This window comes from Enterobacter soli ATCC BAA-2102 (genome assembly GCF_001654845.1).
Taxonomy (GTDB): Bacteria; Pseudomonadota; Gammaproteobacteria; order Enterobacterales; family Enterobacteriaceae; genus Enterobacter; species Enterobacter soli.
In genome coordinates this window covers 329230-350584 of record NZ_LXES01000040.1, presented here as the reverse complement: position 1 = coordinate 350584, position 21355 = coordinate 329230, and the positions used below count along the sequence as shown (strand labels likewise).

The window sequence follows — 21355 nt, the reverse complement described above, 5'->3', positions numbered from 1 at the left end:
CTTATGAAAATATTCACTCAAAAACTATCAGTTGCGATGCTGCTCTGCGCATCATTAAGTGGAGTTACGACAATGAGTTATGCAGAAACCACCAACCCCAACGCCCCCGTTTCAATGGTGAGCACCTGGGACAAAACCTTCGCCGAAAGTGACAAGGTCGACCATCGCAAGGTGTCATTCCAGAACCGCTACGGGATAACCCTGGTGGGAGATTTGTATCTTCCAAAAGATCGTGGCGACCGCAAACTGGCGGCAATTGCCGTCAGCGGGCCGTTTGGCGCGGTTAAGGAGCAGTCCAGCGGCCTGTACGCGCAGACTCTGGCTGAAAACGGATTTGTGACCCTGGCGTTCGACCCGTCCTATACGGGTGAAAGCGGCGGTCAGCCACGCAACGTTGCCTCCCCGGACATCAACACCGAAGACTTTAGTGCGGCGGTAGATTTCCTCGGTATTCAGAAAGAGGTGGACCGGAACCGTATCGGTATACTCGGCATCTGCGGCTGGGGCGGTATGGCGCTCAACGCGGCATCCATGGACACCCGCGTGAAAGCGGTCGCCACCAGCGTAATGTATGACATGAGCCGCGCCATGGGTCACGGTGTAGGAGATGGGAAAGATCGTTACACCACCGCGGACCGCCATGCCGTATTGCAGTATCTGAACGAGCAGCGCTGGAAAGATGCCGAAAGCGGTACCTTCGCCCATGCAGGCCATGACATTTATGTCGATGAGAACGGTAAGGTAACTGCTGCCGACCGTATCCTGCCGGAGTCATTACCTGCAAACCCGCATCCGGTGCTGAAAGAGTTCTTTGATTACTACCGGATGCCGCGTGGCTACCATGCGCGTTCCGTCAACTCAACCGGCGCATGGACGGCGACCACGCCGTTATCTTTTATGAACATGCCGCTGCTGAGTTATGCCAAAGAGATAACCATCCCGACGCTTATCGTCACCGGTGAGAAAGCGCACTCCCGCTATTTTGCCGAAGATGCGTTTAACGCCGTGGGCAGTAAACAGAAAGAACTGGTGATTGTCCCGGGCGCAAACCATGTTGATCTCTACGACAACGTTGCCGGAAAAATTCCGTTTGCCCGCTTTGAGCAGTTCTTCAAAACCAGCCTGAAATAACCTGCTACGCCACCCGTTTTTACGGGTGGCTCTTTGTGAAATCTGACTATGTCCACACTGAACCACACCTCATCAGCAAACGCTGAGCCTGCGCACTGGGGCGGTATTTTTGCCATGACCCTGTGCGTGTTCGTCCTGATCGCTTCGGAATTTATGCCCGTCAGCCTGCTCACCTCCATCGCCCGGGATCTGGGGGTGACTGAGGGGCTCGCAGGTCAGGGCATTGCCATCTCCGGTGCGCTGGCGGTGCTGACCAGCCTGAGCCTTTCTCAACTTGCCGGGAAAATGAATCGCAAATACCTGCTGCTGGGCATGACAATACTGATGGCGATATCAGGGACCATTATTGCCTGCGCGACGGGCTATCTGGTGTATATGGCTGGCCGTGCGCTCATCGGCATCGCGATCGGCGGATTCTGGTCGATGTCCGCCGCAACGGCGCTCCGTCTTGTGCCGCAACATCAGGTATCCCGCGCGCTGGCCATCTTCAACGGCGGTAACGCGCTGGCAACGGTCATTGCCGCCCCGCTTGGCAGCTATCTCGGTGCGACCATTGGCTGGCGCGGTGCCTTTCTGTGTCTGGTACCTGTCGCCATCGTCGCCGTTATCTGGCAGTGTTTTAGCCTGCCTGACATGAAGAGTCATCAGAGCCCACGCGGAAGTGTGTTTCGCCTGTTCCGCCAGCGTGTGGTTCGCACAGGACTGCTGGCCTGTGGCCTGTTCTTTATGGGACAGTTTGCGTTATTTACCTATATCCGCCCGTTCCTGGAAAACGTCACCCGTGTCAGCCCTTCCGGCTTATCGCTGGTTTTGCTCGCCATCGGTATGGCGGGTTTTATGGGTACGCTGATCGTTGCCCGGGTTCTGAACGCCGCGTTTTACCCGACGTTAATGGCGATCCCGCTTCTGATGGCAGCCATTGCTGGCGCGTTAATCCTGGCCGGACACAGCGTGTGGATAGTGACGGTGCTCTCCGCCGTTTGGGGGATGCTGGCAACGGCGGCGCCAACAGGCTGGTGGACATGGCTTGCCCGCACGCTTCCCGATGACGCAGAGGCAGGCGGCGGGCTGATGGTTGCCGTGATCCAGCTCTGCATTGCGCTGGGCTCAACGGTGGGCGGCATGGTGTTTGACCATTCTGGCTGGCAGAGCACCTTTGCAATGAGCGCCCTGTTACTACTGAGCGCCGTTGTACTGACCTTTTTCACGTCACGGCCATGTGCATAAAATACTGCAACATATTCGTGAAGGATCCGTCAATTTGACCTTCCCGTTGTACTCTGCCATTTCTGGTAGCTTTGCGGCAAAAACGCAATCTGGCCTATTGTTTGAATTAATTCATCCCCTAAAGGACACCTGCATCATGCTCAAGATCCTCGGCAAAACGACGTCGATAAACGTTCGCAAAGTACTCTGGACCTGTGAAGAAGCCGGCCTGGACTATCAACAGGAAGATTTCGGCATCGGTTTTGCCTCAACGGAAACTAAAGAATTTCGCGCCCTGAACCCGAACGCGATGGTGCCGGTGCTGATTGATGAAGATTTTGTATTATGGGAATCCAACTCCATTTGCCGCTATCTGGCGCGCAAAGCCGGGCGCGATGATCTGCTCCCTGCTGAGCCAAAAGCCTGCGCGAATGTCGAACACTGGATGGACTGGCAAGCCACGGAATTCAACAACGCCTGGCGCTACGTCTTCCCGGCGCTGGCGCGCAAGAACCCGGACTATAACGATCCAGAACGTATTGCTGCGGGCATTAAAGAGTGGAACCACTGCATTGGCATCCTTGAACAACAGCTCCAGCGCACAGGGGCGTGGGCAGCGGGCGATAGTTTTACCCTTGCGGACATCGTGCTGGGATTGTCGGTAAACCGCTGGAAAATGACGCCGTTCGAGCACCCTTCTGTCCCGGCCATCGATGCCTGGTTTGCGCGCCTTAACCAGCGTCCGGCATTTTTACGCCACGGCAATAACGGGATGGTGTAATTCTAATGCGCCGTCTTCTGATTGCCGCAAATCAGTCCGGAGACGGCCCGCGCTCCAGGAAGGTAGAGAGCGCGATATAACTGCGCACGGAACGCACGCCGTCAACACTCTGAATTTCCATCAGGAAGTTCTCCAGCGATTCGGTATCGGCAGCCCGCACCTTAATCAGCACGCAGCCATCCCCGGCGACAGTATGCAGCTCTTCAACCTCTTTTCGGCTGGTGAACTGGAGCAGATCCCGGGTGGCTTTATAGGTACTGGTGTCGATGACCAGAAAGGTCAGTAACGTCCTGCCAAGCTTGCAGCCATCCAGCACCGCAACCGTGTTTTTAATTACCCCGTCGCGTTTCAGGCGCTTCACACGGTCGTGAACCGCCGGGGCTGAAAGATGAACAATTTCGCTCAGCTCGACGTAACTCCGCCCGGCATCTTCCGCCAGCGCGCCTAATATTTTTCGGTCAATCGCATCAAGATCCGCCGGTTTGTGTCTCACGGGCTTAATGCCATCTTTTTCTTTATCAACGTCACCCATACAGCCTCGATTGCAGAATAAAAATATGAATATACTCGATTCTACTTAATAGCATTCATCCTGCAATCATTACCGGAGTTAACATGCCTGTCGCACTTTTCGCCCTCGCCATCGGCGCATTCGGGATCGGTCTTACCGAATTCGTTATCGCGGGGATCCTCCCACAAATCGCCGCTGAATTTGCTGTCAGCATTCCCGCTGCCGGGCAAATGGCCACCTCCTACGCGCTCGGCGTGTTTATCGGTGCGCCGCTGCTGACCATTGTGGGTTCACGCGTTCCGCGTAAAACCATGCTGATGGGCCTGGCGCTCATATTCACGCTCGGCAACATCATCACCGCACTCGCCCCGACGCTGTCCCTTGCCGTGACGGGCCGGATAATCACCTCCTTCAACCACGGTGCTTTTTTTGGTATCGGCTCGATTATTGCGGCTTCGCTGGTTGCGCCAGGGCGTCAGGCCAGCGCTATTGCCTTTATGTTTTCCGGGCTGACGCTGGCCAATCTGGTGGGTGTCCCGGTGGGAACCTGGCTTGCTCAGACATTCAGCTGGCGTTTGGTTTTCTGGGTGATTGCCGGGATTGGTCTGGTCACTATTGCCAGCATTGCCCTGCTGGTGCCGCGCATCGAGAAAGGTAAGCCGATCGCCCTTAAAACGGAGCTGCGGGCGTTTGTTGATCCTCAGGTATTGCTGGTGATGGGCATTACCGTGTTCGGGCCAGCCGCTTTTTTCACCTCCATTACCTACATCGCGCCGATGATGGTCGAAGAAGCCGGTTTTTCTGCCGGTGGCGTCGCCTGGCTGATGGTCCTGTTTGGCCTTGGGCTGGCAGTCGGAAACTGGATCGGTGGACGCTTTGCGGACCGTTCGCTGTTTGGCACCCTTTTCGTCACCCTCGCCGCTCAGGGAATTGTCCTGATGGTGTTCTGGGCGGGCGTCGATAACCCGATTGTCGCGGCAGGCTCTGTATTCCTGATGGCGGCCTTCGGTTTTGCGACAGTGTCACCGATTCAGAAACTGGTGATGGATCGCGCAAGCCATGCCGGTGCCCCCACAATGGCGGCATCCGTTAATATCGGCATGTTCAACCTTGGGAATGCGCTGGGTGCCTGGGCGGGCGGTGCCGCCATCGCGGCCGGTTTTGGCCTGGCATCACCCAACTGGGCTGGCGCTATCCTGTCGGTTATTGCGCTCGGGCTTGCGCTGATTGCATGGCAGAGTGCGCGCAAAGAATATGCCTTACAGGTGGAATAAACACCGTTCGCTGTTAAATCAACTGCCCCAGTAAACGTTGCATATTATCGTCGCAGGAGATCTCGTCAGGCCGGTTCGTGATACTGGCGGCCAGGTTCAGCAGAGCCTGTTTGTTCTCCTCGAGTTGCTTCTGCATCGTCTCAATTTCCGCAATACGTGTGTTCAGGGACTGGATCAGTCCCTCATGATCCCACTGTTTTTGCGGCTGGGGCAGAAAGCGGCGAATTTGCTCAAGTGAAAAACCGGTGCGCTGTGCGTTGTCGATAATCTTCAGCAGATTTGCCGCTTGCGAAGAATAGGTGCGATACCCGTTGCCTTGTCGCGAAGGTCTCGGAAGCAGGCCTTCCGCTTCGTAAAAACGAATACGCGATGGCGTAATTCCCGTCATTTTTGCCAGCTCGCCAATTTTCATTTCATCCGCTCTTGCCTGTTGACCTTAAAGTTCACTTTAAACTTATACTTTTTGCACGGTCAACTGACGATCGCGATATAAGTTTTCACTGAGGAGCTGAAATGCAAACCATTCTGGGTGCCAGCGGGCAAATTGCCCGCGAACTGGCCCGCGAGTTAAAGCGCAATTACACCGATGACCTGCGACTGGTCAGCCGTCATCCGCAGAAAGTTAACGACAGCGACATGACGTTTGCCGCCGATCTGCTTGATGCGCAGCAAACCCGGAACGCGGTGAAAGGTAGCGATACGGTCTATTTTGCCGCGGGTTTGCCGCCCGACTCCGCCCTGTGGGAGCGACAGTTCCCGGCCATGCTGATAAATGTGCTTGAAGCCACCCGAATGGCCGGGGCGAAATTCGTCTATTTTGACAATACCTATATGTACCCCCAGAGCAACGCACCGCAAACCGAAGAGACGCGCTTTGCCCCGCGCGGGCGAAAAGGAAAAGTGCGGGCTGCGATGGCTGACAAGGTGCTTGATGAGATGAAACGTGCAGAAATCCCCGTTCTCATCGGCCGTGCGCCCGAGTTCTACGGGCCCGGTAAGACGCAAAGCTTCACCAATGCGCTGATCCTCGACAAGCTCAAAAGCGGCAAACAGCCGCGTGTTCCGGTACGTGACGATAAACTCCGCACGCTCATATGGACACCTGACGCCAGCCGCGCGCTGGCCGTTCTGGGCAATACGCCCGACGCCTACGGACAGAGCTGGCATTTGCCCTGCTGCGATGACCGTCTCACCTACCAGCAGTTTGTCACGCTTGCCTGTGACATCTTCGGCCAGCAGGCGGATTACAGCGTCATCAGCAAACTGACATTTACTGCGGCGGGGTTAGTGTCGAAGGGCGCCCGTGAAATTCGTGAACTGCTGCCGAGGTATGAATTTGATAACCTGTTTGAGTCAGCAAAATTTAAACAGCGCTTTCCCGATTTTGCCGTCACTAGCTACCGCGAAGGGCTGGAGAAAATCTGGCAAGAATGGAATAAGTCCGGCACGTTGTAAGGTAAAACGCGTCGCCCGCACACCGGGCGCGCGGCCTGAAATGTGACGGTGTCACATTTCATTTTCGTCTTTAGGACTATTCTGCCTCTCCCATAGCCAGCCCTTACCCCCTCTGGCCTGACACAAGGTTTACTCATTAATCATAGGGTTACTGATTTTCCCCCTTCGCTGGAACCCTTCCCGGTCACTTGCTATAGCTCAACTACCCCTGCCAAAACATGGCATAACAACAGGCAACCGGTGGTTGCTATAACGCATGAGCACAGGGAGACACACCGCAATGCACGCGTCATTACTAAAACGTTCTCTGCTTTTTATCGCCGCCATTATCGCAATACTTGCCCTTCTGACCTGGGGCATCGGGCTTGAGACAATCAAAGCGCGCCAGGTCGATTTGATCTACCTCGGGCAGCAGCACCTGATACTGGTTTTCTCGTCGATGTTCTTCGCACTGTTGATCGGCATCCCAAGCGGGATCTTGCTGAGCCGCCCCGCAGCACGCGGGGTAGCCGAATACGTGATGCAAATTTTTAACGTCGGCAATACCCTGCCGCCACTGGCCGTGCTGGCACTGGCGATGGTGGTGATCGGCATTGGCGATAAACCCGCCGTTATCGCGCTGTTCCTGGCGTCACTGTTGCCGATTGTGCGTAACACCTACGCCGGATTGTGCTCGGTGCCGGCCTCCTTGCTGGAAGCCGCTAACGGCATCGGGATGACCCGGTGGCAACGTCTGCTTCAGGTCGAGATCCCTAACGCCTGGCCGGTGATGCTCTCCGGTATTCGTATTGCCACAGCGATCAACGTCGGTACGGCGCCGCTGGCCTTCCTGATTGGTGCCAGCAGCTACGGCGAGCTGATCTTCCCCGGCATCTACCTTAACGACTTCCCGACGCTGATCCTGGGCGCGGTGGCGACCGCACTCTTCGCCCTGATTCTGGATACCTTACTGGCCGCGCTGGGCCGCGTGATGAGCCCGCATCTCGCTCAATAACAATAACAAGGAGCTTTTATGAGATTACTTTCCGGCCTCACGGCCCTCTGTGCTGCGGCGCTGTTCTCCAGCCAGACGTTCGCCGCCCCGCTGATTCTGGCGACCAAGAGTTTTACCGAGCAGCACATTTTGTCGGCTATGACGGTGCAATACCTGCAAAAGAAAGGTTTTCAGGTGCAGCCGCAAACCAATATTGCGACGGTGATTTCCCGTAACGCGATGATCAATAAACAGATTGATATGACCTGGGAGTACACCGGTACGTCCCTCATCATCTTTAACCACATCAACAAACGCATGTCACCGCAGGAGTCTTACGAGACGGTAAAACGCCTGGATGCGAAGCACGGTCTGGTCTGGCTCAAACCGGCGAATATGAACAACACCTATGCCTTCGCCATGCAACGCAAGCGTGCCGAGGCCGAGCACATCAATACCTTGTCGGAGCTGGTGGCGAAGATTGAGCAGATCCGCAAAACCGATCCGGACAACAACTGGCTGCTGGGTTTAGACCTGGAATTTGCCGGGCGCAGCGACGGGATGAAACCCCTCCAGGCGGCGTACAACATGACGCTGGATCGCCCGCAAATCCGCCAGATGGACCCGGGGCTGGTTTATAACGCCGTTCGCGATGGCTTTGTCGATGCCGGGCTGATTTACACCACCGACGGGCGCGTGAAGGGTTTTGACCTGAAGGTACTGGAAGACGATAAAGGTTTCTTCCCGAGCTACGCGGTCACTCCGGTGGTACGCAAAGACACGCTGGAGGCCAATCCCGGGCTGGAAGAGGCGCTGGATACCCTTTCTGGCCAGCTCAACAACGACGTTATCACCGAACTGAATAAAAAAGTGGATATCGATCATCAGTCACCGCAGCAGGTCGCCCGTGATTTCCTGCGTAGCAAGCAGATGCTGTAGGAGGCGCTATGGATACCGTTCATTACATCCTTGATAACTGGAGCTACCTGTTAACCCTGACGCTACAGCACCTGTGGCTGGTGGCGCTCGCCGTTGGTTTAGCCATCATCACGGGCGTGCCGCTGGGTATTTTGATTGTCCGCCATAAATGGCTGGCCACGCCCGTACTCGGTATTGCCACGCTTGTGCTGACCATTCCGTCGATTGCCCTGTTCGGCCTGATGATCCCGCTCTTTTCGCTGATCGGTCAGGGTATTGGTGCCCTGCCCGCCATTACGGCGGTGTTCCTCTACTCGTTACTGCCGATTGTGCGCAACACCCATACCGCGCTCGACAGCCTGCCGCCGGGCTTGCGGGAAGCAGGACGCGGCATCGGTATGACCTTCTGGCAGCGTCTGCGCTGGGTCGAAATTCCGATGGCGCTGCCGGTGATTTTCGGCGGGATCCGCACCGCCGTGGTGATGAACATTGGGGTCATGGCGATTGCCGCCGTCATCGGCGCGGGCGGGCTGGGCCTGCTGCTGCTTAACGGCATTGGCGGCAGCGATATCCGAATGTTGATTGCGGGCGCACTGATGATTTGTCTTTTAGCCATTGTGCTCGACTGGTTGCTGCATCGCCTCCAGGTCGTGCTGACTCCGAAGGGGATTCGATAATGATAAAACTGGAAAACCTCAGCAAACACTTTTCACAGAAACAAGGGCAGACCGTGAAGGCTGTCGACAACGTCAACCTGAACGTTCCTGAAGGGGAAATGTGCGTCCTGCTTGGCCCTTCCGGGTGCGGGAAAACCACCACCCTGAAGATGATTAATCGCCTGATCGCCCCGAGCAGCGGGACGATCCTCATCAACGGCGAAGACACCAGCGGGATGGATACCGTCACCCTGCGCCGCAACATTGGTTACGTCATCCAGCAGATCGGTCTGTTCCCGAATATGACCATTGAAGAGAACATTACCGTGGTGCCGCGCATGTTGGGCTGGGACAAAGCGCGCTGCAAAACCCGCGCGCAAGAGCTGATGGACATGGTGGCAATGGATCCGCATAAGTTCCTGAACCGCTATCCGCGTGAAATGTCCGGCGGGCAACAGCAGCGTATCGGCGTGATACGCGCTCTGGCGGCAGATCCGCCGGTGCTCCTGATGGATGAACCGTTCGGCGCCGTCGACCCGATTAACCGTGAGGTGATCCAGAATCAGTTCCTGGAGATGCAGCGTAAGCTGAAAAAGACGGTCATGCTGGTGAGCCATGATATCGATGAAGCGCTTAAGCTTGGCGACCGGATCGCCGTCTTCCGTCAGGGGCGGATTGTTCAGTGCGCCAGCCCGGACGAACTGCTGGCAAAACCGGCGAATGAGTTTGTCGGCTCGTTTGTCGGGCAGGACAGAACCCTGAAGCGCCTGCTGCTGGTTTCTGCCGGTGATGTAACCGATCAGCAGCCCACCATCACGGCGCGTGAAGCAACACCACTGCCAGAGGCCTTTGCCACAATGGATGACAACGATATTCGTGCCATTACCGTGGTGGATGACCAGGGCAAACCGCTGGGCTTTGTGAAGCGCCGTGAAGCGCGGAACGCCAGCGGAACGTGCCGGGATATCCTGCACCCGTTCCGCATGACCGGCAAAGCCGAAGATAACCTGCGCGTGGTGTTGTCCCGTCTGTACGAGAGCAACGCCAGCTGGATGCCGATCGTCGATGAAGATGGGCGCTATAACGGCGAAATTTCTCAGGATTACATTGCGGAATATCTGAGCTCAGGCCGCACACGTCGGGCGCTGAATATTTCTAGCGAGAGCTAATACCAGGCCGGGCAATGCCCGGCTTTTTTTCGCACGCATACCTTTTGCTAACCTCGCGATTTCCCATCACAATATTGTATCTATCCCGTTTACGCGTGCCCCATGCAACGTCTTCATACTTATCCCGACATTCGCGCCATGTTTCGCCGGCTCCTGATTGCCACCCTGACAGGCGTGCTGGCCGCGCTGGCCGTGGCCGTTTTTCGCCACGCGATGTTCCTGCTCGAATGGCTGTTTCTGGGTAATCAGAGCGGCAGCCTGGTGAATGCTGCGGGCGAACTTTCCCCCTGGCGACGGGCACTCACGCCGGCACTGGGTGGGCTGGCGGCAGGATTACTGCTCTGGGGATGGCAACGGCTGACCGCGCAACGTCCTCAGGCGCCTACCGATTACATGGAAGCCCTCGAAACGGGTGACGGGCAATTCGACTACGGCGCCAGCCTTGTTAAATCGCTGGCATCATTGCTGGTGGTATCCAGCGGCAGCGCCATCGGCCGTGAAGGCGCGATGATCCTGCTCGCGGCGCTTGCCGCATCGTTTTTTGCCCAACGCTTCACCCCGAAATCAGAATGGAAATTGTGGATTGCCTGCGGTGCCGCCGCCGGGATGGCCAGCGCCTACCACGCGCCACTGGCCGGAAGCCTGTTCATCGCCGAGATTTTGTTTGGCACGCTGATGCTGGCCTCGCTTGGCCCGGTGGTGATTGCGGCCGTGGTAGCGTTGCTCACCACACGCCTGCTCAGCCCGGGCGCCAGCACGCTCTATGAGGTGCATCTTAGCGACACGCTGACCGCCGTTGATTATGCGCTCATGCTGGGGATGGGGCTGCTGGCCGGTGTGTGTGGCCCGTTGCTGATGTGGCTGATGGACGCAAGCCACGCTCTTTTTCTGCGGCTCAAGCTCTCGCCGCCGTTCCAGCTTGCGCTTGGCGGCCTGATTGTCGGGTTGTTGTCGCTCCTGACACCAAAAGTCTGGGGCAATGGCTACAGCGTGGTACAGGCGTTTCTGCTCTCCCCGCCGTTGCTGACGGTGATTGCCGGGGTCTTTATCTGTAAATTGCTGGCGGTGCTGGCAAGCAGCGGTTCGGGCGCGCCGGGCGGGGTGTTCACCCCGACGCTGTTCGTCGGTATGGCGACAGGAATGCTGTTTGCGCAGATCTTCGCGCTGTGGTTCCCTGGTTCGGAAACCGCTATTTTGCTGGGGCTGGCGGGAATGGCAACGCTGCTGGCGGCCACCACACATGCGCCGATCATGTCGGCGCTGATGGTCTGTGAAATGACCGGGCAGTATTCGCTGTTGCCCGGTTTACTGGTTGCGTGTGTGATTGCCTCGGTGCTGTCGAGGACGTTACGCCACGACTCTATCTACGGACAACACGCTACCGAGCGCGGAGAGATTGATATACTGCGATAGCTCGCGCTGTTCGGCACGGGGCAGATAAGGCAGCTCGCCAACTAATGGCCCCGGCAGTTTTTTGCTCAGCACATCGATAATTTCAGCGTAATGCGCCAGCCCCGGGTTGATGCGGTTTGCCACCCACCCCACTAATGGCAGGCCGTCATTGGCAATCGCCTGCGCTGTCAACAACGCATGGTTGATGCACCCTTCCTGAATGCCCACCACCATAATGACCGGCAGTTGTTCCTGAACAACCCATTCTGACAGCGGACGCAAATCGTTCATCAGGCTGCGCCAGCCGCCCGTCCCCTCGACAACAACGTGGTCAACCTTTTCGCTCAGGTTTGCCAGGCCGTCTGACAACAGGGTGTAATTGATAAGGCCGCTGTGCGCCACGCTGCTTTCATCTTCGCTTAACGCGATAGGATTTACGGCGTGATACGGCAATTCCAGCGTTGAGACACTTTGCAGGACCAGCGCATCTTTATTACGCAGTCCTTCAGGCGTCTCTTTACTGCCTTTTGCGACCGGTTTGTACCCTGCAACACATTTACCGTTTGCCGCCAGGGCTTGCAGCAAAGCGCGGGACACAACGGTCTTTCCGACAGAGGTATCAGTACCCGTTACAAAGAAACGCTTAAGCATGACTCATCCCACCTCTTGGTGATGCTTCTAAAATATAAACCAGGTAAATAATTCAGTGGGGGGAAGTCTACGGGATGCATACGCTATCCGGCTTGAGATAGCGCAATTTTTCTTACATCTGTGGAAATGAGTTAGCCCTGGAGCAAGCGAATCAGTAACGAACCGTTGTACATGGCATCTTTTACCAGCGCCGCACCGGCCATGGTTCCCTGATTAGAGAACTGGGTGCTTTCAACCACGATATTCTTACTGTACGCCGGGAGCGACTGCTGACGAATGCAATCGGAGATAGCCGGGAAAAGGATTTCCGCCGCCTGGCTGAGCGGTGAGCCAATCAATATCTTTTGCGGATTAAACAAATTCACCATGATGGCGAGAATACGGCCGACGTTATTGCCGACACCGGTGATGATATCTTTTGCCAGCAGATCGCCCTGCCTCGCCGCCGCACACAGGGCATCCACCGTTAACGGCTGACCATGCAGCGTTGAACTCATCGACTGGCTCAGCCGCACCTGCGCCAGCTCCAGCACGCTTTCAACGCTGGCGATGGTTTCCAGGCACCCGTGGTTACCGCAGTAGCAGCGCTTACCATAAGGGTCGACCTGGGTATGGCCAATTTCCACCAGGCTGCTGCTTCCGGCATGAAGCAGGCGGCCGTCGGTGATAACCCCGGCGCCCACGTTATGATCGATAACCACCTGAATAACATCGCGTGCGCCGCGGGATGCACCAAACAGCGCCTCTGCCATCGTCCAGGCACTGATATCGTGCTGAATGTAGACCGGCACGCCGGTGTGGTTTTCCAGTACTTCGCCAAGCGGCATCTCTTTGACACCATCGTAAAACGGCATCCGGTGCACAATGCCGTTTTCCGTATCGATAATACCTGGCATGGTAATGGCAATCGCCGTCAGACGCTCAAGGCGCTGCTGATGGCGAATAAAGAACTGATCAATATGCGTGAGAATAGCGTCCAGGAGGGACTGATCGATATCGAGCGGCAACTCCAGACGGTCTTCAACCACCAGCTTGCTGCTCAGATCGCGCAGAGCGAGGAAAATTTCGCCGCGGCTGATTCGCAGCGACAGGTAGTGCCACGCCTCAGTTTCCACCACCAGCCCTACCGCAGGGCGGCCACGGCTGCCCGGCTCCTGAATTTCGGTCTCCTGAACCAGGTGTGCTTCCAGCATTTCACGAACAATTTTGGTAATACTGGCAGGTGCCAGTTGTGCCAGGCGCGAGAGATCGATACGCGAAACCGGACCAAGCTGATCAATCAGGCGATAAACCGCGCCAGCGTTGGTCTGCTTAATCTGATCAATATGCCCTGGCTGACTATCAGCAACCACCTCGTACTCCCTTATTTTCGAGCTTCGAAATAAACTGTGGGCTATGGTGAAGCACTTCAATGGTGCTCGTCAAATATTTACTTAGCCATGTGATTTACTGCACATTTTTACCCACTTTCCCTATACATTTCGCCCCCGTGACGCCGTCATCAGCTGCGTTTTGAAACGCTGTGCCGCATGACTGAGTTCCCGGTGTTTCGACCATACCAGCCACATCTCAGAAATGGCATCTTTTTCCTCAATGGCCACCCAGCGCATTTCACGCAACTGTACCCGCTTAAATGAGGCCGGAAGGATTGAAACGCCAAGCCCGGCGGCCACCAGGCCAATAATAGTCATTGCCTCGCCCACTTCTTGCGTCATTGTCGGGGTAAGACCGTAACGACGCATCAGCCCCAGGATGTCGTCATACAGCCCGGTGCCCACCTGCGGGTCGAAAAAGACGAACGGCTCTTTTGCCAGTTCCGCTAGCGAAACCGTGGGGCGTGAGGCCAGCGGGTGGTCATGCGGGATCATCGCCATCAACGGCTCGCGCAGGATAACCTGCCACTCAAGCGAGTCCGGCAACTGAGTATTTCGCATCAGGCCCAGATCGAGCGAGCCTTCATTTAGCGGGGCAATTTGTTCGCGGGTGTTGATTTCACGGGTCTGGAGATGGACATCCGGAAAATGACGGCGAAACGACGACAGCGTGGCCGATACCGCGCTGATAAACGGGGCCGATGAGGTAAAACCGATACGCAGTTCGCCGGCCTCCCCCAGGTAGAGCCGTTCTGCTCTGGCGGCAGCGTCATCGACCATGCTCAGGATTTGACGGCTGTCGACAAGAAACTGTTTCCCCGCCGCCGTCAGGCTCACGCTGCGGTTAGTCCGTGCCAGTAAACGTGCCCCCACCTGCTGCTCCAGGATCTGAATTTGCTGGCTTAACGGTGGCTGAGAGATGTTCAGACGGGCGGCAGCACGACCAAAATGCAGCTCTTCTGCCACGGCAATAAAGTAGCGCAGGTGACGCAGTTCGATATTCATATCTTTAAAGTATCATTTGAGATTATTAATATATTAGACAGAATATTTACATTTTCCTACCCTGAACATGTGGTCATACCCGTCACCAGCCAATCACGGGGATGTTTAAGCAAGGAAACTGTGTGAGTCGTACAACAACCATTGATATCGCGCCGGCAAGCGACATCGATGATTTACCCCCAGCATCACAGCCGGTTCAGTTCATTAAACGTGGTACTCCTCAATTTATGCGCGTCACGCTGGCGCTCTTCTCAGCAGGATTGGCAACCTTTGCTCTGCTGTATTGCGTTCAGCCTATTCTGCCGGTTTTGTCCCATGAATTTGGCGTATCCCCTGCCAGCAGCAGTATTTCACTCTCTATTTCTACCGGAATGCTGGCGATCGGTTTGTTGTTTACCGGGCCACTTTCAGATGCCATTGGCCGCAAGCAGGTCATGGTAACGGCATTAATGCTGGCCTCCGTCTGTACGCTGCTCTCAACTATGATGACAAGCTGGCACGGCATCCTGGTGATGCGCGCCCTGATTGGGTTATCGCTTAGCGGAGTCGCTGCGGTCGGGATGACTTACCTTAGCGAAGAGATCCACCCCAGTTTTGTCGCCTTCTCAATGGGGCTGTATATCAGCGGGAACTCGATCGGGGGAATGAGCGGACGCCTGCTGAGCGGGGTGTTCACGGACATCTTTAACTGGCGTATTGCGCTGGCGGTCATTGGCTGCTTTGCCCTGGCCTCTGCGCTGATGTTCTGGAAAATTCTGCCGGAATCACGCCATTTCCGCCCGACATCCCTGCGCCCGAAAACGCTGTTTATCAACTTCCGTCTGCACTGGCGCGATAAAGGGCTTCCGCGGCTGTTCCTGACCGGCTTCCTGTTGATGGGTTCGTTCGTGACCCTGTTCAACTACATTGGTTATCGGTTGATGCTCTCTCCGTGGCATCTTAGCCAGGCGGTGGTCGGCCTGCTCTCTGTTGCCTATCTCACCGGTACCTGGAGCTCACCGAAAGCCGGGGCGATGACCGCACGCTTTGGCCGTGGCCCGGTCATGCTGGTCTCAACAGGCGTGATGCTGCTCGGGCTGCTGATGACGCTGTTCTCTTCGCTGTGGCTGATTTTCGCCGGGATGTTGCTCTTCTCCGCAGGCTTTTTCGCCGCGCATTCGGTTGCCAGCAGCTGGATTGGTCCACGCGCTCGTCGCGCCAAAGGGCAGGCCTCTTCGCTGTACTTGTTCAGCTATTATCTGGGATCCAGTATCGCCGGGACGCTCGGTGGCGTATTCTGGCATAACTACGGCTGGAACGGCGTGGGCGGGTTTATTGCGCTAATGCTGTGTATGGCGTTGCTGGTGGGGAATAGCCTTCATCGGCGTTTGAAGTAATTTTCCTCAATGACCCCGTATAACCGATTATGCGGGGTTTATCTTTTCCAGATAAATTTTACTTAATTCAAAGTTAAGTATAATCAACGCATTATAGCCATTCCGTGCATATACCCTTCATATCCTCTTTCCTTAATCTTATCTTCTTTAATGGCATAAAGAAGGATTTTGAAATGGCTATTCCAGGCAATATGTGGCTGTACGATGATGGCGGTGCGCTTATCAAAGGCGGTTGTGATGTGCAGCATAGGGAATACAGCATTGAGTTCAAAGGGTTTCACCATAATCTTTCGACGCCAACCGATAACCTGACAGGTAAACCTACTGGTAAACGTATCCACTCTCCGATGATGATTGTAAAGGAGTTCGATTACGCATCTCCCTATCTCTATAAAGCCGTCGCCACTGGTCAGGCTCTACAAAAAGCCGAACTCAAGTTCTACAAGATTAATGACGCGGGTCAGGAAGCTGAATACTTCAATATTCTTCTGGAAGGCGTGCGGATAGTTTCGGTTTCACCCGCCATGGCCGCTCCCGGCGACAACAATAATAATCACCTCGAAACGGTTGAATTGCGTTACGAGAAAATTACTTGGAAGCATAACGACGGCAATATTATTTTCTCTGACGCATGGAATGAACGGGCGACGGCTTAACTGGGGTATTGGTATGGATACGACCGAAGAGATTAACGGAACCTACTTCTACAGAGGCCATTCAAACGTCACTCCGGGTGAGTTACTCGAGATCATTTTTCTGGAGGAATTCTGTATGGAATTAGGGATAGATGCCGTTTCAGGTGCGGCAATTTTGGGTGGGCAACCGTGGCTAGGTACTCGGGCAAAACCTGAAGGAGCGACCCTGGGGACAAGTGTTGTTTCAAAGTACGCTCGGATAATTTTACGCGACGCACGTCTCCCCTTCGGGATTAAAGTTACAACTCCAGTCGGGATCAGGATGCAGCCAACCAACAAACTTGCAGCAGTCATTGGCCGCTACATCCCCTGGCTGGGATGGGCCACACTTGCACTGACTCTTCGTCGAGTTTCAACACGAACGCAAGAAAAATACAATTTGATCGCACGACCAAAAGATCGCATACAGTGGACATCTTTCTAATGACCATCATAGATGACGTATTAGTAATGTTTCGCGAAGAAATTCCAGGCTATCTGGATAACGACTGGAAAGAAGTTCCTCTGGAACTAGATTCTGATTTATTTGGCTCTCCAGGTGATGACTTCGAGGATGCATTAAACCGGTATGAGAAAGAGTTTAATGTGGATTTGTCCGGTGTGAATTGGTCTCGTTATTTCCCCTGGCAGAATACACCTTTATTAAAGCGCTGGTTCAAGTTGAAGCGGGAAGAAGTAGAAGCAACGCGCATCCCGTTGACCGTAAGAATGTTTGCAGAGTCCGCAAAAGCAGGCAAATGGCTTTACGACTGAACTGACGAGGGGCTTCACGCCCCTCGTATCAAAAATGCATTAATCATCTAAAAATCACGTTAAACTCCCAGGACACATCCAACCGAACGAGAACAATAACTATGCAAAAAAATGTTGCTTATCAGGAACTCACCCGCACTTTCCAGCGTCTCTCCCGCTTCTCACATCTCTCCTCCATCGCCAGTTGGGATATGTTTACCATGATGCCGCCAGGCGGTAGCGCTGCCCGGGGTGAAGCCCTGGCTGAAATGAGCGTCTTGCAGCACCAGATCCTGACAGACAAGAAAGTGGGTGACTGGCTGGCCGCAGCGCAAAGCGAAGATTTGAATGACGTAGAACAGGCAAACCTGCGTGAAATGACGCGCCACTATCAGCAGGCGTCCCTGCTGCCTGAATCGCTGGTGGAAGCGAAGTCTCTGGCGGGCAGCAAATGTGAGCACGCCTGGCGTTCGCAACGTCCAGCAAATGACTGGCAGGGTTTTTCTGCAAACCTTAAGGACGTGGTCAGGCTGAGCCGGGAAGAAGCCCGCCTGCGTGCAGAGGAAAAAGGCTGCTCACCTTACGATGCCCTGCTGGATATTTTTGAGCCGGATATGACCAGCGCCCGCCTGGACGTGCTGTTTGCTGACATGAAATCCTGGCTGCCAGACCTGCTGGCGAAGGTGGTGGAAAAACAGTCCCAACAATCGTTTGTCCCGCCGCAAGGCCCCTTCGCGACCGCCGACCAACGTGAACTGGGTCTGGAAGCCATGAAAATGCTCGGCTTCGATTTTAACGCCGGTCGTCTGGACGTTAGCGCTCACCCGTTCTGCGGCGGCGTGCCAGAAGATGTACGTATCACCACTCGCTATGACGAAGACGAACTGCTGAGCGCGCTGTTTGGCGTGGTTCACGAAACCGGTCATGCCCGCTATGAGCAAAACCTGCCGCGTGCCTGGGCGGGCCAACCCATCGCGCAAGCTCGCTCCACGGCAATCCACGAATCCCAGAGTCTGTTCTTTGAAATGCAGCTTGGACGCAGTAACGCGTTTCTGAAACATCTGCTCCCTGCCGTACATGCCCGTTTTGGCAGCCAGGCCGCCTTTAGCGAAGAGAACTTTATTGCCTGGAACCAGCGCGTGAAACCTGGCTACATTCGTGTCGATGCCGATGAAGTGAGTTATCCGGCGCATGTTGTGCTGCGCTATGAGATTGAACGCGCACTGATTAATGGTGAGATTGAAGTTGATGATATCCCGGCCCTGTGGGATGAGAAAATGCAGGCCTGGCTTGGGTTGTCCACCAAAGACAACTACCGCAATGGCTGTATGCAGGACATCCACTGGACCGACGGTGGCTTTGGTTACTTCCCGTCTTACACCCTCGGGGCAATGTACGCCGCACAGCTCTTCCACGCCGCGAAAACCGCGCTGCCAGGGCTTCAGGCGTCTGTTGCAGACGGCGATTTTTCTGCCCTGTTTGACTGGCTGCGCCAGAATATCTGGCAGCATGGCAGCCGCTTTAGCACCTCGCAGTTAATTACCCAGGCGACCGGGGAAGATCTGAATATCCGTTATTTCCGTGAACACCTGACCGCGCGTTATCTGTAATGCATTCTGCCGGAGTTCACTCCGGCAATTTCCTATCCCTTTACGCACTAAGAATATGATTTTGTGCATATCCTGACGCTTGCGCTTAATGCCATAATTCTTTTTCTGGCTCAGAAATAAACCGTTATCAGGCCAGGCATAAAAAATAAATAAAGGGATGAATGATGAAAGGCAAAATGAAAACGATGGCCTTAGCCATGCTGTGTGCGACGAGTCTGAGTGCCTTCGCCGCCACGGATAACACGCCAAAAGAAGCGTACGACGATATTACACACTCTCTGGCTGACCTCCAGCCCATCACGTTTCAGGCTCCCGCCGAAAAGTACAAGCTGCTGGTGTTTATTGATAACCAGTGCATCTACTGTAGCAATGTGGTGAAAAACGTTAAGCAATATACGGATGCCGGTTTGACGATGTCGTTTGTGACCGTCGCCCCCGACTCTATTCGTGATTCTGTGATTGAAGATATGGGGCGCGTCTGGTGTTCCGCCGATAAGGTGAAAAGCCTGCAAAAAGCGATGACCGGTTTTTTACCCGATAACGACGCGACTCCGGCCTGTTCTGCGCTGGTCGAGCGGCAATCAGCGCTGGCCGCAAGACTGGGTATCCGCATCACGCCAATCATGGTGGTGATCGAACCTGAATCACGTTCAATTATAGGCAGCCAGCCACCTGCGGCCATTCTTGCCGCCCTGAAGAAATAAGCCTCGGGGTGTACGAACAGGCGCGCGCTGCCTTGTTCGTACACCTTGTACCTGCCGTTGTACATTACGTTACACGCCGATACCAATCACTCACGGAAACCTCGGGTTTACAGGGATATAGTTCTTTCAACGGCCCCGCAGTGGGGTTAAATGAAAAACCAAATTCGAGGGTATGAGAATGAATAAAGTATTAGCTCTGGTTGTTGCCGCTGCTATGGGTCTGTCTTCTGCTGCATTTGCTGCTGAAACTACTGCAACTCCTGCACCAGCTGCTGCTCCGGCTGCAACTACCACCGCAGCGCCAGCTAAAGCGGTTCACCACAAGAAACATCATAAAGCCGCTGTGAAAAAAGAAGCAGCAGCTCCAGCAACCGCAGCGCCAACTGAACAGAAAGCGCAGGCTGCTAAAAAACACCACAAAAAAGCCGCTAAACCAGCGGTAGAGCAGAAAGCTCAGGCTGCTAAAAAGCATCACAAAAAAGCCGCTAAACCAGCGGTAGAGCAGAAAGCTCAGGCTGCTAAAAAGCACCACAAAAAAGCCGCTAAACCGGCTGTAGAGCAGAAAGCTCAGGCTGCTAAAAAGCATCACAAAAAAGCAGTAAAACACGAAGCTGCTAAACCAGCTGCACAGCCAGCTGCGTAAGAGTACAAGCTTAACCGTGCCCTTCGGGGCACGTTGGTAAACCGGCGCTGAACCGGAAAGGTCCAGCGCCGTTTTTTTATCCGGAGGGCGTATGCTGCGACGCTATCGGTTTGAGCTCATTCTTATTCTGCTTATTTTATGCGCGCTCATCGCAAGCCACTTTTATCTTTCCTGAATGTAGCACGCTGATTTTACTCCCACTTTAACGCCGTCCCGTCTATAGTATTTTCATAGGGTTCACTTTTAATAATCATAATTACCCCCACCAGAGTGTGATATGCGTAAATCTGTAGTGTTGTTACTGGGAACGTTTACTCTTTTTTCTGGCTTTTCACATGCGGATGATGGTGGCGATGACACCATGAGCGCCAAAGATGTAAAGACGCTTTTTTTTGGTCATGACGATCGTACGCGTGTTGCCAACCCTACTCAGCCCCCGTGGGATGCTATTGGCCAGCTGGAAACCGCCAGCGGCAACTTATGTACTGCCACCTTAATTACCCCTCAGCTTGCATTGACCGCAGGCCACTGTCTGTTAACACCGCCAAACGGCAAACCGGATAAAGCCGTTGCGCTGCGCTTTGTGTCGCAAAAAGGAGTGTGGCGCTATGAGATCCACGGAATTGAAGGCCGGGTCGACCCGTCGCTGGGCAAGCGCCTGAAACCGGATGGTGATGGCTGGATTGTGCCACCAGCTGCGGCGTCCTGGGATTTTGGTCTGGTGGTGTTACGTTATCCGCCGTCTGGCATTACGCCCCTGCCGCTGTTTGACGGTGATAAAGCTGCACTGACTGCCGCGCTGAAGGCCGCCGACCGCAAAGTGACACAATCGGGTTACCCTGTTGATCACCTGGATTCGCTGTACACCCATTCAGACTGCATTGTCACGGGCTGGGCGCAAAACAGCGTCTTGTCGCATCAGTGCGATACCTTACCGGGCGATAGCGGTTCGCCGCTGATGCTGAAAACAGACAACGGCTGGCAGCTGATTGGCGTTCAAAGCTCTGCGCCTGCCGCTAAAGACAGATGGCGTGCCGATAACCGCGCGTTGTCCGTTACCGGTTTTCGCGACAGACTCGAAGCGCTGGCGCAGCAGTAAG

General features: G+C 54.9%; 24 protein-coding genes. 19 read left to right on the top strand and 5 right to left on the bottom strand.

Annotated elements, in window-relative coordinates:
- The first annotated feature begins 3 nt into the window (after positions 1–3).
- From M987_RS15610 to M987_RS15600, 3 genes are all read left to right on the top strand, one after another.
- Positions 4–1131 (top strand): alpha/beta hydrolase, encoded by a 1128-nt coding sequence (locus M987_RS15610; RefSeq protein ID WP_014070064.1) that lies wholly within the window; start codon positions 4–6, stop codon positions 1129–1131.
- A 48-nt stretch (positions 1132–1179) separates the two neighbouring features.
- Positions 1180–2358, top strand: a complete 1179-nt coding sequence (locus M987_RS15605; protein ID WP_014070063.1) for an MFS transporter — start codon at positions 1180–1182, stop codon at positions 2356–2358.
- A gap of 136 nt (positions 2359–2494) precedes the next feature.
- Positions 2495–3118, top strand: a complete 624-nt coding sequence (locus M987_RS15600) for a glutathione S-transferase family protein (RefSeq protein WP_014070062.1) — start codon at positions 2495–2497, stop codon at positions 3116–3118.
- Between the two features lie 31 nt (positions 3119–3149).
- Here M987_RS15600 and M987_RS15595 read toward each other — a convergent pair whose 3' ends face one another.
- Positions 3150–3650: an Lrp/AsnC family transcriptional regulator gene (locus tag M987_RS15595; RefSeq protein WP_014070061.1), complete on the bottom strand. Its 501-nt coding sequence runs from the start codon at positions 3648–3650 to the stop codon at positions 3150–3152.
- A gap of 83 nt (positions 3651–3733) precedes the next feature.
- Between M987_RS15595 and M987_RS15590 the strand changes: the two genes are divergently transcribed.
- The gene (locus M987_RS15590) at positions 3734–4903 is read left to right on the top strand and encodes an MFS transporter (RefSeq protein ID WP_014070060.1); all 1170 of its coding nucleotides are present in this window, start codon (positions 3734–3736) and stop codon (positions 4901–4903) included.
- 13 nt (positions 4904–4916) lie between these two features.
- On the opposite strand, the gene M987_RS15585 is transcribed toward M987_RS15590, so the two are convergent.
- Complete coding sequence (locus M987_RS15585) at positions 4917–5315, bottom strand: MerR family transcriptional regulator (protein ID WP_014070059.1); 399 nt, start codon at positions 5313–5315, stop codon at positions 4917–4919.
- A 101-nt stretch (positions 5316–5416) separates the two neighbouring features.
- Between M987_RS15585 and M987_RS15580 the strand changes: the two genes are divergently transcribed.
- The 6 genes from M987_RS15580 (at position 5417) to clcB (ending at position 11487) form a co-directional block, all read left to right on the top strand.
- Complete coding sequence (locus M987_RS15580; protein WP_014070058.1) at positions 5417–6358, top strand: NAD-dependent epimerase/dehydratase family protein; 942 nt, start codon at positions 5417–5419, stop codon at positions 6356–6358.
- A gap of 280 nt (positions 6359–6638) precedes the next feature.
- On the top strand, positions 6639–7352 hold the full coding sequence (gene osmY, locus M987_RS15575; RefSeq protein ID WP_014070057.1) for an osmoprotectant ABC transporter permease OsmY: 714 nt from the start codon (positions 6639–6641) through the stop codon (positions 7350–7352).
- Between the two features lie 18 nt (positions 7353–7370).
- Complete coding sequence (gene osmX / locus M987_RS15570; RefSeq protein WP_014070056.1) at positions 7371–8270, top strand: osmoprotectant ABC transporter substrate-binding protein OsmX; 900 nt, start codon at positions 7371–7373, stop codon at positions 8268–8270.
- An 8-nt stretch (positions 8271–8278) separates the two neighbouring features.
- Positions 8279–8926 (top strand): osmoprotectant ABC transporter permease OsmW, encoded by a 648-nt coding sequence (osmW, locus tag M987_RS15565; RefSeq protein WP_014070055.1) that lies wholly within the window; start codon positions 8279–8281, stop codon positions 8924–8926.
- Positions 8926–10074 carry an osmoprotectant ABC transporter ATP-binding protein OsmV gene (osmV, locus tag M987_RS15560; RefSeq protein WP_014070054.1) on the top strand — a complete coding sequence of 383 codons (1149 nt, stop codon included), beginning with the start codon at positions 8926–8928 and terminating at the stop codon, positions 10072–10074. Before osmW ends, osmV begins: the two co-directional genes overlap by 1 nt.
- A gap of 102 nt (positions 10075–10176) precedes the next feature.
- Entirely contained in the window at positions 10177–11487 is a 1311-nt protein-coding gene (gene clcB, locus M987_RS15555; protein ID WP_014070053.1) for a voltage-gated ClC-type chloride channel ClcB, read from the top strand.
- On the opposite strand, the gene bioD is transcribed toward clcB, so the two are convergent.
- From bioD to M987_RS15540, 3 genes are all read right to left on the bottom strand, one after another.
- On the bottom strand, positions 11422–12117 hold the full coding sequence (gene bioD, locus M987_RS15550) for a dethiobiotin synthase (RefSeq protein WP_014070052.1): 696 nt from the start codon (positions 12115–12117) through the stop codon (positions 11422–11424). The two genes, clcB and bioD, sit on opposite strands and share 66 nt — an antisense overlap.
- A gap of 131 nt (positions 12118–12248) precedes the next feature.
- Positions 12249–13469: a sugar metabolism global transcriptional regulator Mlc gene (gene mlc, locus M987_RS15545; protein WP_014070051.1), complete on the bottom strand. Its 1221-nt coding sequence runs from the start codon at positions 13467–13469 to the stop codon at positions 12249–12251.
- A gap of 120 nt (positions 13470–13589) precedes the next feature.
- On the bottom strand, positions 13590–14495 hold the full coding sequence (locus M987_RS15540) for a LysR family transcriptional regulator (RefSeq protein WP_014070050.1): 906 nt from the start codon (positions 14493–14495) through the stop codon (positions 13590–13592).
- A gap of 122 nt (positions 14496–14617) precedes the next feature.
- Between M987_RS15540 and M987_RS15535 the strand changes: the two genes are divergently transcribed.
- The 9 genes from M987_RS15535 (at position 14618) to M987_RS15500 (ending at position 21354) form a co-directional block, all read left to right on the top strand.
- On the top strand, positions 14618–15871 hold the full coding sequence (locus tag M987_RS15535; protein WP_014070049.1) for an MFS transporter: 1254 nt from the start codon (positions 14618–14620) through the stop codon (positions 15869–15871).
- A 173-nt stretch (positions 15872–16044) separates the two neighbouring features.
- Positions 16045–16527, top strand: coding sequence for an Hcp family type VI secretion system effector (locus tag M987_RS15530; protein ID WP_014070048.1), 483 nt, complete (start codon positions 16045–16047; stop codon positions 16525–16527).
- A gap of 13 nt (positions 16528–16540) precedes the next feature.
- Positions 16541–16990 carry an STM2901 family protein gene (locus M987_RS15525; protein ID WP_041162053.1) on the top strand — a complete coding sequence of 150 codons (450 nt, stop codon included), beginning with the start codon at positions 16541–16543 and terminating at the stop codon, positions 16988–16990.
- A complete protein-coding gene (locus tag M987_RS15520) occupies positions 16975–17319 on the top strand; it encodes a DUF1493 family protein (RefSeq protein WP_088201834.1) in 345 nt (114 codons plus the stop codon). The genes M987_RS15525 and M987_RS15520 overlap by 16 nt, the downstream gene beginning before the upstream one ends.
- Before the next feature lie 101 nt (positions 17320–17420).
- Positions 17421–18908: a carboxypeptidase M32 gene (locus tag M987_RS15515; protein WP_014070045.1), complete on the top strand. Its 1488-nt coding sequence runs from the start codon at positions 17421–17423 to the stop codon at positions 18906–18908.
- A 161-nt stretch (positions 18909–19069) separates the two neighbouring features.
- Complete coding sequence (locus M987_RS15510; RefSeq protein WP_014070044.1) at positions 19070–19612, top strand: thioredoxin fold domain-containing protein; 543 nt, start codon at positions 19070–19072, stop codon at positions 19610–19612.
- Positions 19613–19790: 178 nt separating this feature from the next.
- A complete protein-coding gene (gene asr / locus M987_RS15505; protein WP_014070043.1) occupies positions 19791–20255 on the top strand; it encodes an acid resistance repetitive basic protein Asr in 465 nt (154 codons plus the stop codon).
- A 91-nt stretch (positions 20256–20346) separates the two neighbouring features.
- Positions 20347–20430: a small membrane protein YdgU gene (ydgU, locus tag M987_RS25365; RefSeq protein ID WP_021241182.1), complete on the top strand. Its 84-nt coding sequence runs from the start codon at positions 20347–20349 to the stop codon at positions 20428–20430.
- A 102-nt stretch (positions 20431–20532) separates the two neighbouring features.
- A complete protein-coding gene (locus tag M987_RS15500; protein ID WP_014070042.1) occupies positions 20533–21354 on the top strand; it encodes a trypsin-like serine peptidase in 822 nt (273 codons plus the stop codon).
- Position 21355 lies beyond the last annotated feature (1 nt).

What these genes read in the sequence shown, in the direction of transcription:
- osmX (WP_014070056.1), top strand. Translation starts at nt 7,371, where the DNA reads ATGAGATTACTTTCCGGCCTCACGGCCCTCTGTGCTGCGGCGCTGTTC.
- M987_RS15590 (WP_014070060.1), top strand. Translation starts at nt 3,734, where the DNA reads ATGCCTGTCGCACTTTTCGCCCTCGCCATCGGCGCATTCGGGATCGGT.
- M987_RS15510 (WP_014070044.1), top strand. Translation starts at nt 19,070, where the DNA reads ATGATGAAAGGCAAAATGAAAACGATGGCCTTAGCCATGCTGTGTGCG.
- M987_RS15580 (WP_014070058.1), top strand. Translation starts at nt 5,417, where the DNA reads ATGCAAACCATTCTGGGTGCCAGCGGGCAAATTGCCCGCGAACTGGCC.
- osmW (WP_014070055.1), top strand. Translation starts at nt 8,279, where the DNA reads ATGGATACCGTTCATTACATCCTTGATAACTGGAGCTACCTGTTAACC.
- ydgU (WP_021241182.1), top strand. Translation starts at nt 20,347, where the DNA reads ATGCTGCGACGCTATCGGTTTGAGCTCATTCTTATTCTGCTTATTTTA.
- M987_RS15600 (WP_014070062.1), top strand. Translation starts at nt 2,495, where the DNA reads ATGCTCAAGATCCTCGGCAAAACGACGTCGATAAACGTTCGCAAAGTA.
- M987_RS15605 (WP_014070063.1), top strand. Translation starts at nt 1,180, where the DNA reads ATGTCCACACTGAACCACACCTCATCAGCAAACGCTGAGCCTGCGCAC.
- asr (WP_014070043.1), top strand. Translation starts at nt 19,791, where the DNA reads ATGAATAAAGTATTAGCTCTGGTTGTTGCCGCTGCTATGGGTCTGTCT.
- M987_RS15595 (WP_014070061.1), bottom strand. Translation starts at nt 3,650, where the DNA reads ATGGGTGACGTTGATAAAGAAAAAGATGGCATTAAGCCCGTGAGACAC.
- M987_RS15530 (WP_014070048.1), top strand. Translation starts at nt 16,045, where the DNA reads ATGGCTATTCCAGGCAATATGTGGCTGTACGATGATGGCGGTGCGCTT.
- M987_RS15500 (WP_014070042.1), top strand. Translation starts at nt 20,533, where the DNA reads ATGCGTAAATCTGTAGTGTTGTTACTGGGAACGTTTACTCTTTTTTCT.
- osmV (WP_014070054.1), top strand. Translation starts at nt 8,926, where the DNA reads ATGATAAAACTGGAAAACCTCAGCAAACACTTTTCACAGAAACAAGGG.
- M987_RS15585 (WP_014070059.1), bottom strand. Translation starts at nt 5,315, where the DNA reads ATGAAAATTGGCGAGCTGGCAAAAATGACGGGAATTACGCCATCGCGT.
- osmY (WP_014070057.1), top strand. Translation starts at nt 6,639, where the DNA reads ATGCACGCGTCATTACTAAAACGTTCTCTGCTTTTTATCGCCGCCATT.
- M987_RS15515 (WP_014070045.1), top strand. Translation starts at nt 17,421, where the DNA reads ATGCAAAAAAATGTTGCTTATCAGGAACTCACCCGCACTTTCCAGCGT.
- bioD (WP_014070052.1), bottom strand. Translation starts at nt 12,117, where the DNA reads ATGCTTAAGCGTTTCTTTGTAACGGGTACTGATACCTCTGTCGGAAAG.
- M987_RS15540 (WP_014070050.1), bottom strand. Translation starts at nt 14,495, where the DNA reads ATGAATATCGAACTGCGTCACCTGCGCTACTTTATTGCCGTGGCAGAA.
- M987_RS15525 (WP_041162053.1), top strand. Translation starts at nt 16,541, where the DNA reads ATGGATACGACCGAAGAGATTAACGGAACCTACTTCTACAGAGGCCAT.
- M987_RS15610 (WP_014070064.1), top strand. Translation starts at nt 4, where the DNA reads ATGAAAATATTCACTCAAAAACTATCAGTTGCGATGCTGCTCTGCGCA.
- clcB (WP_014070053.1), top strand. Translation starts at nt 10,177, where the DNA reads ATGCAACGTCTTCATACTTATCCCGACATTCGCGCCATGTTTCGCCGG.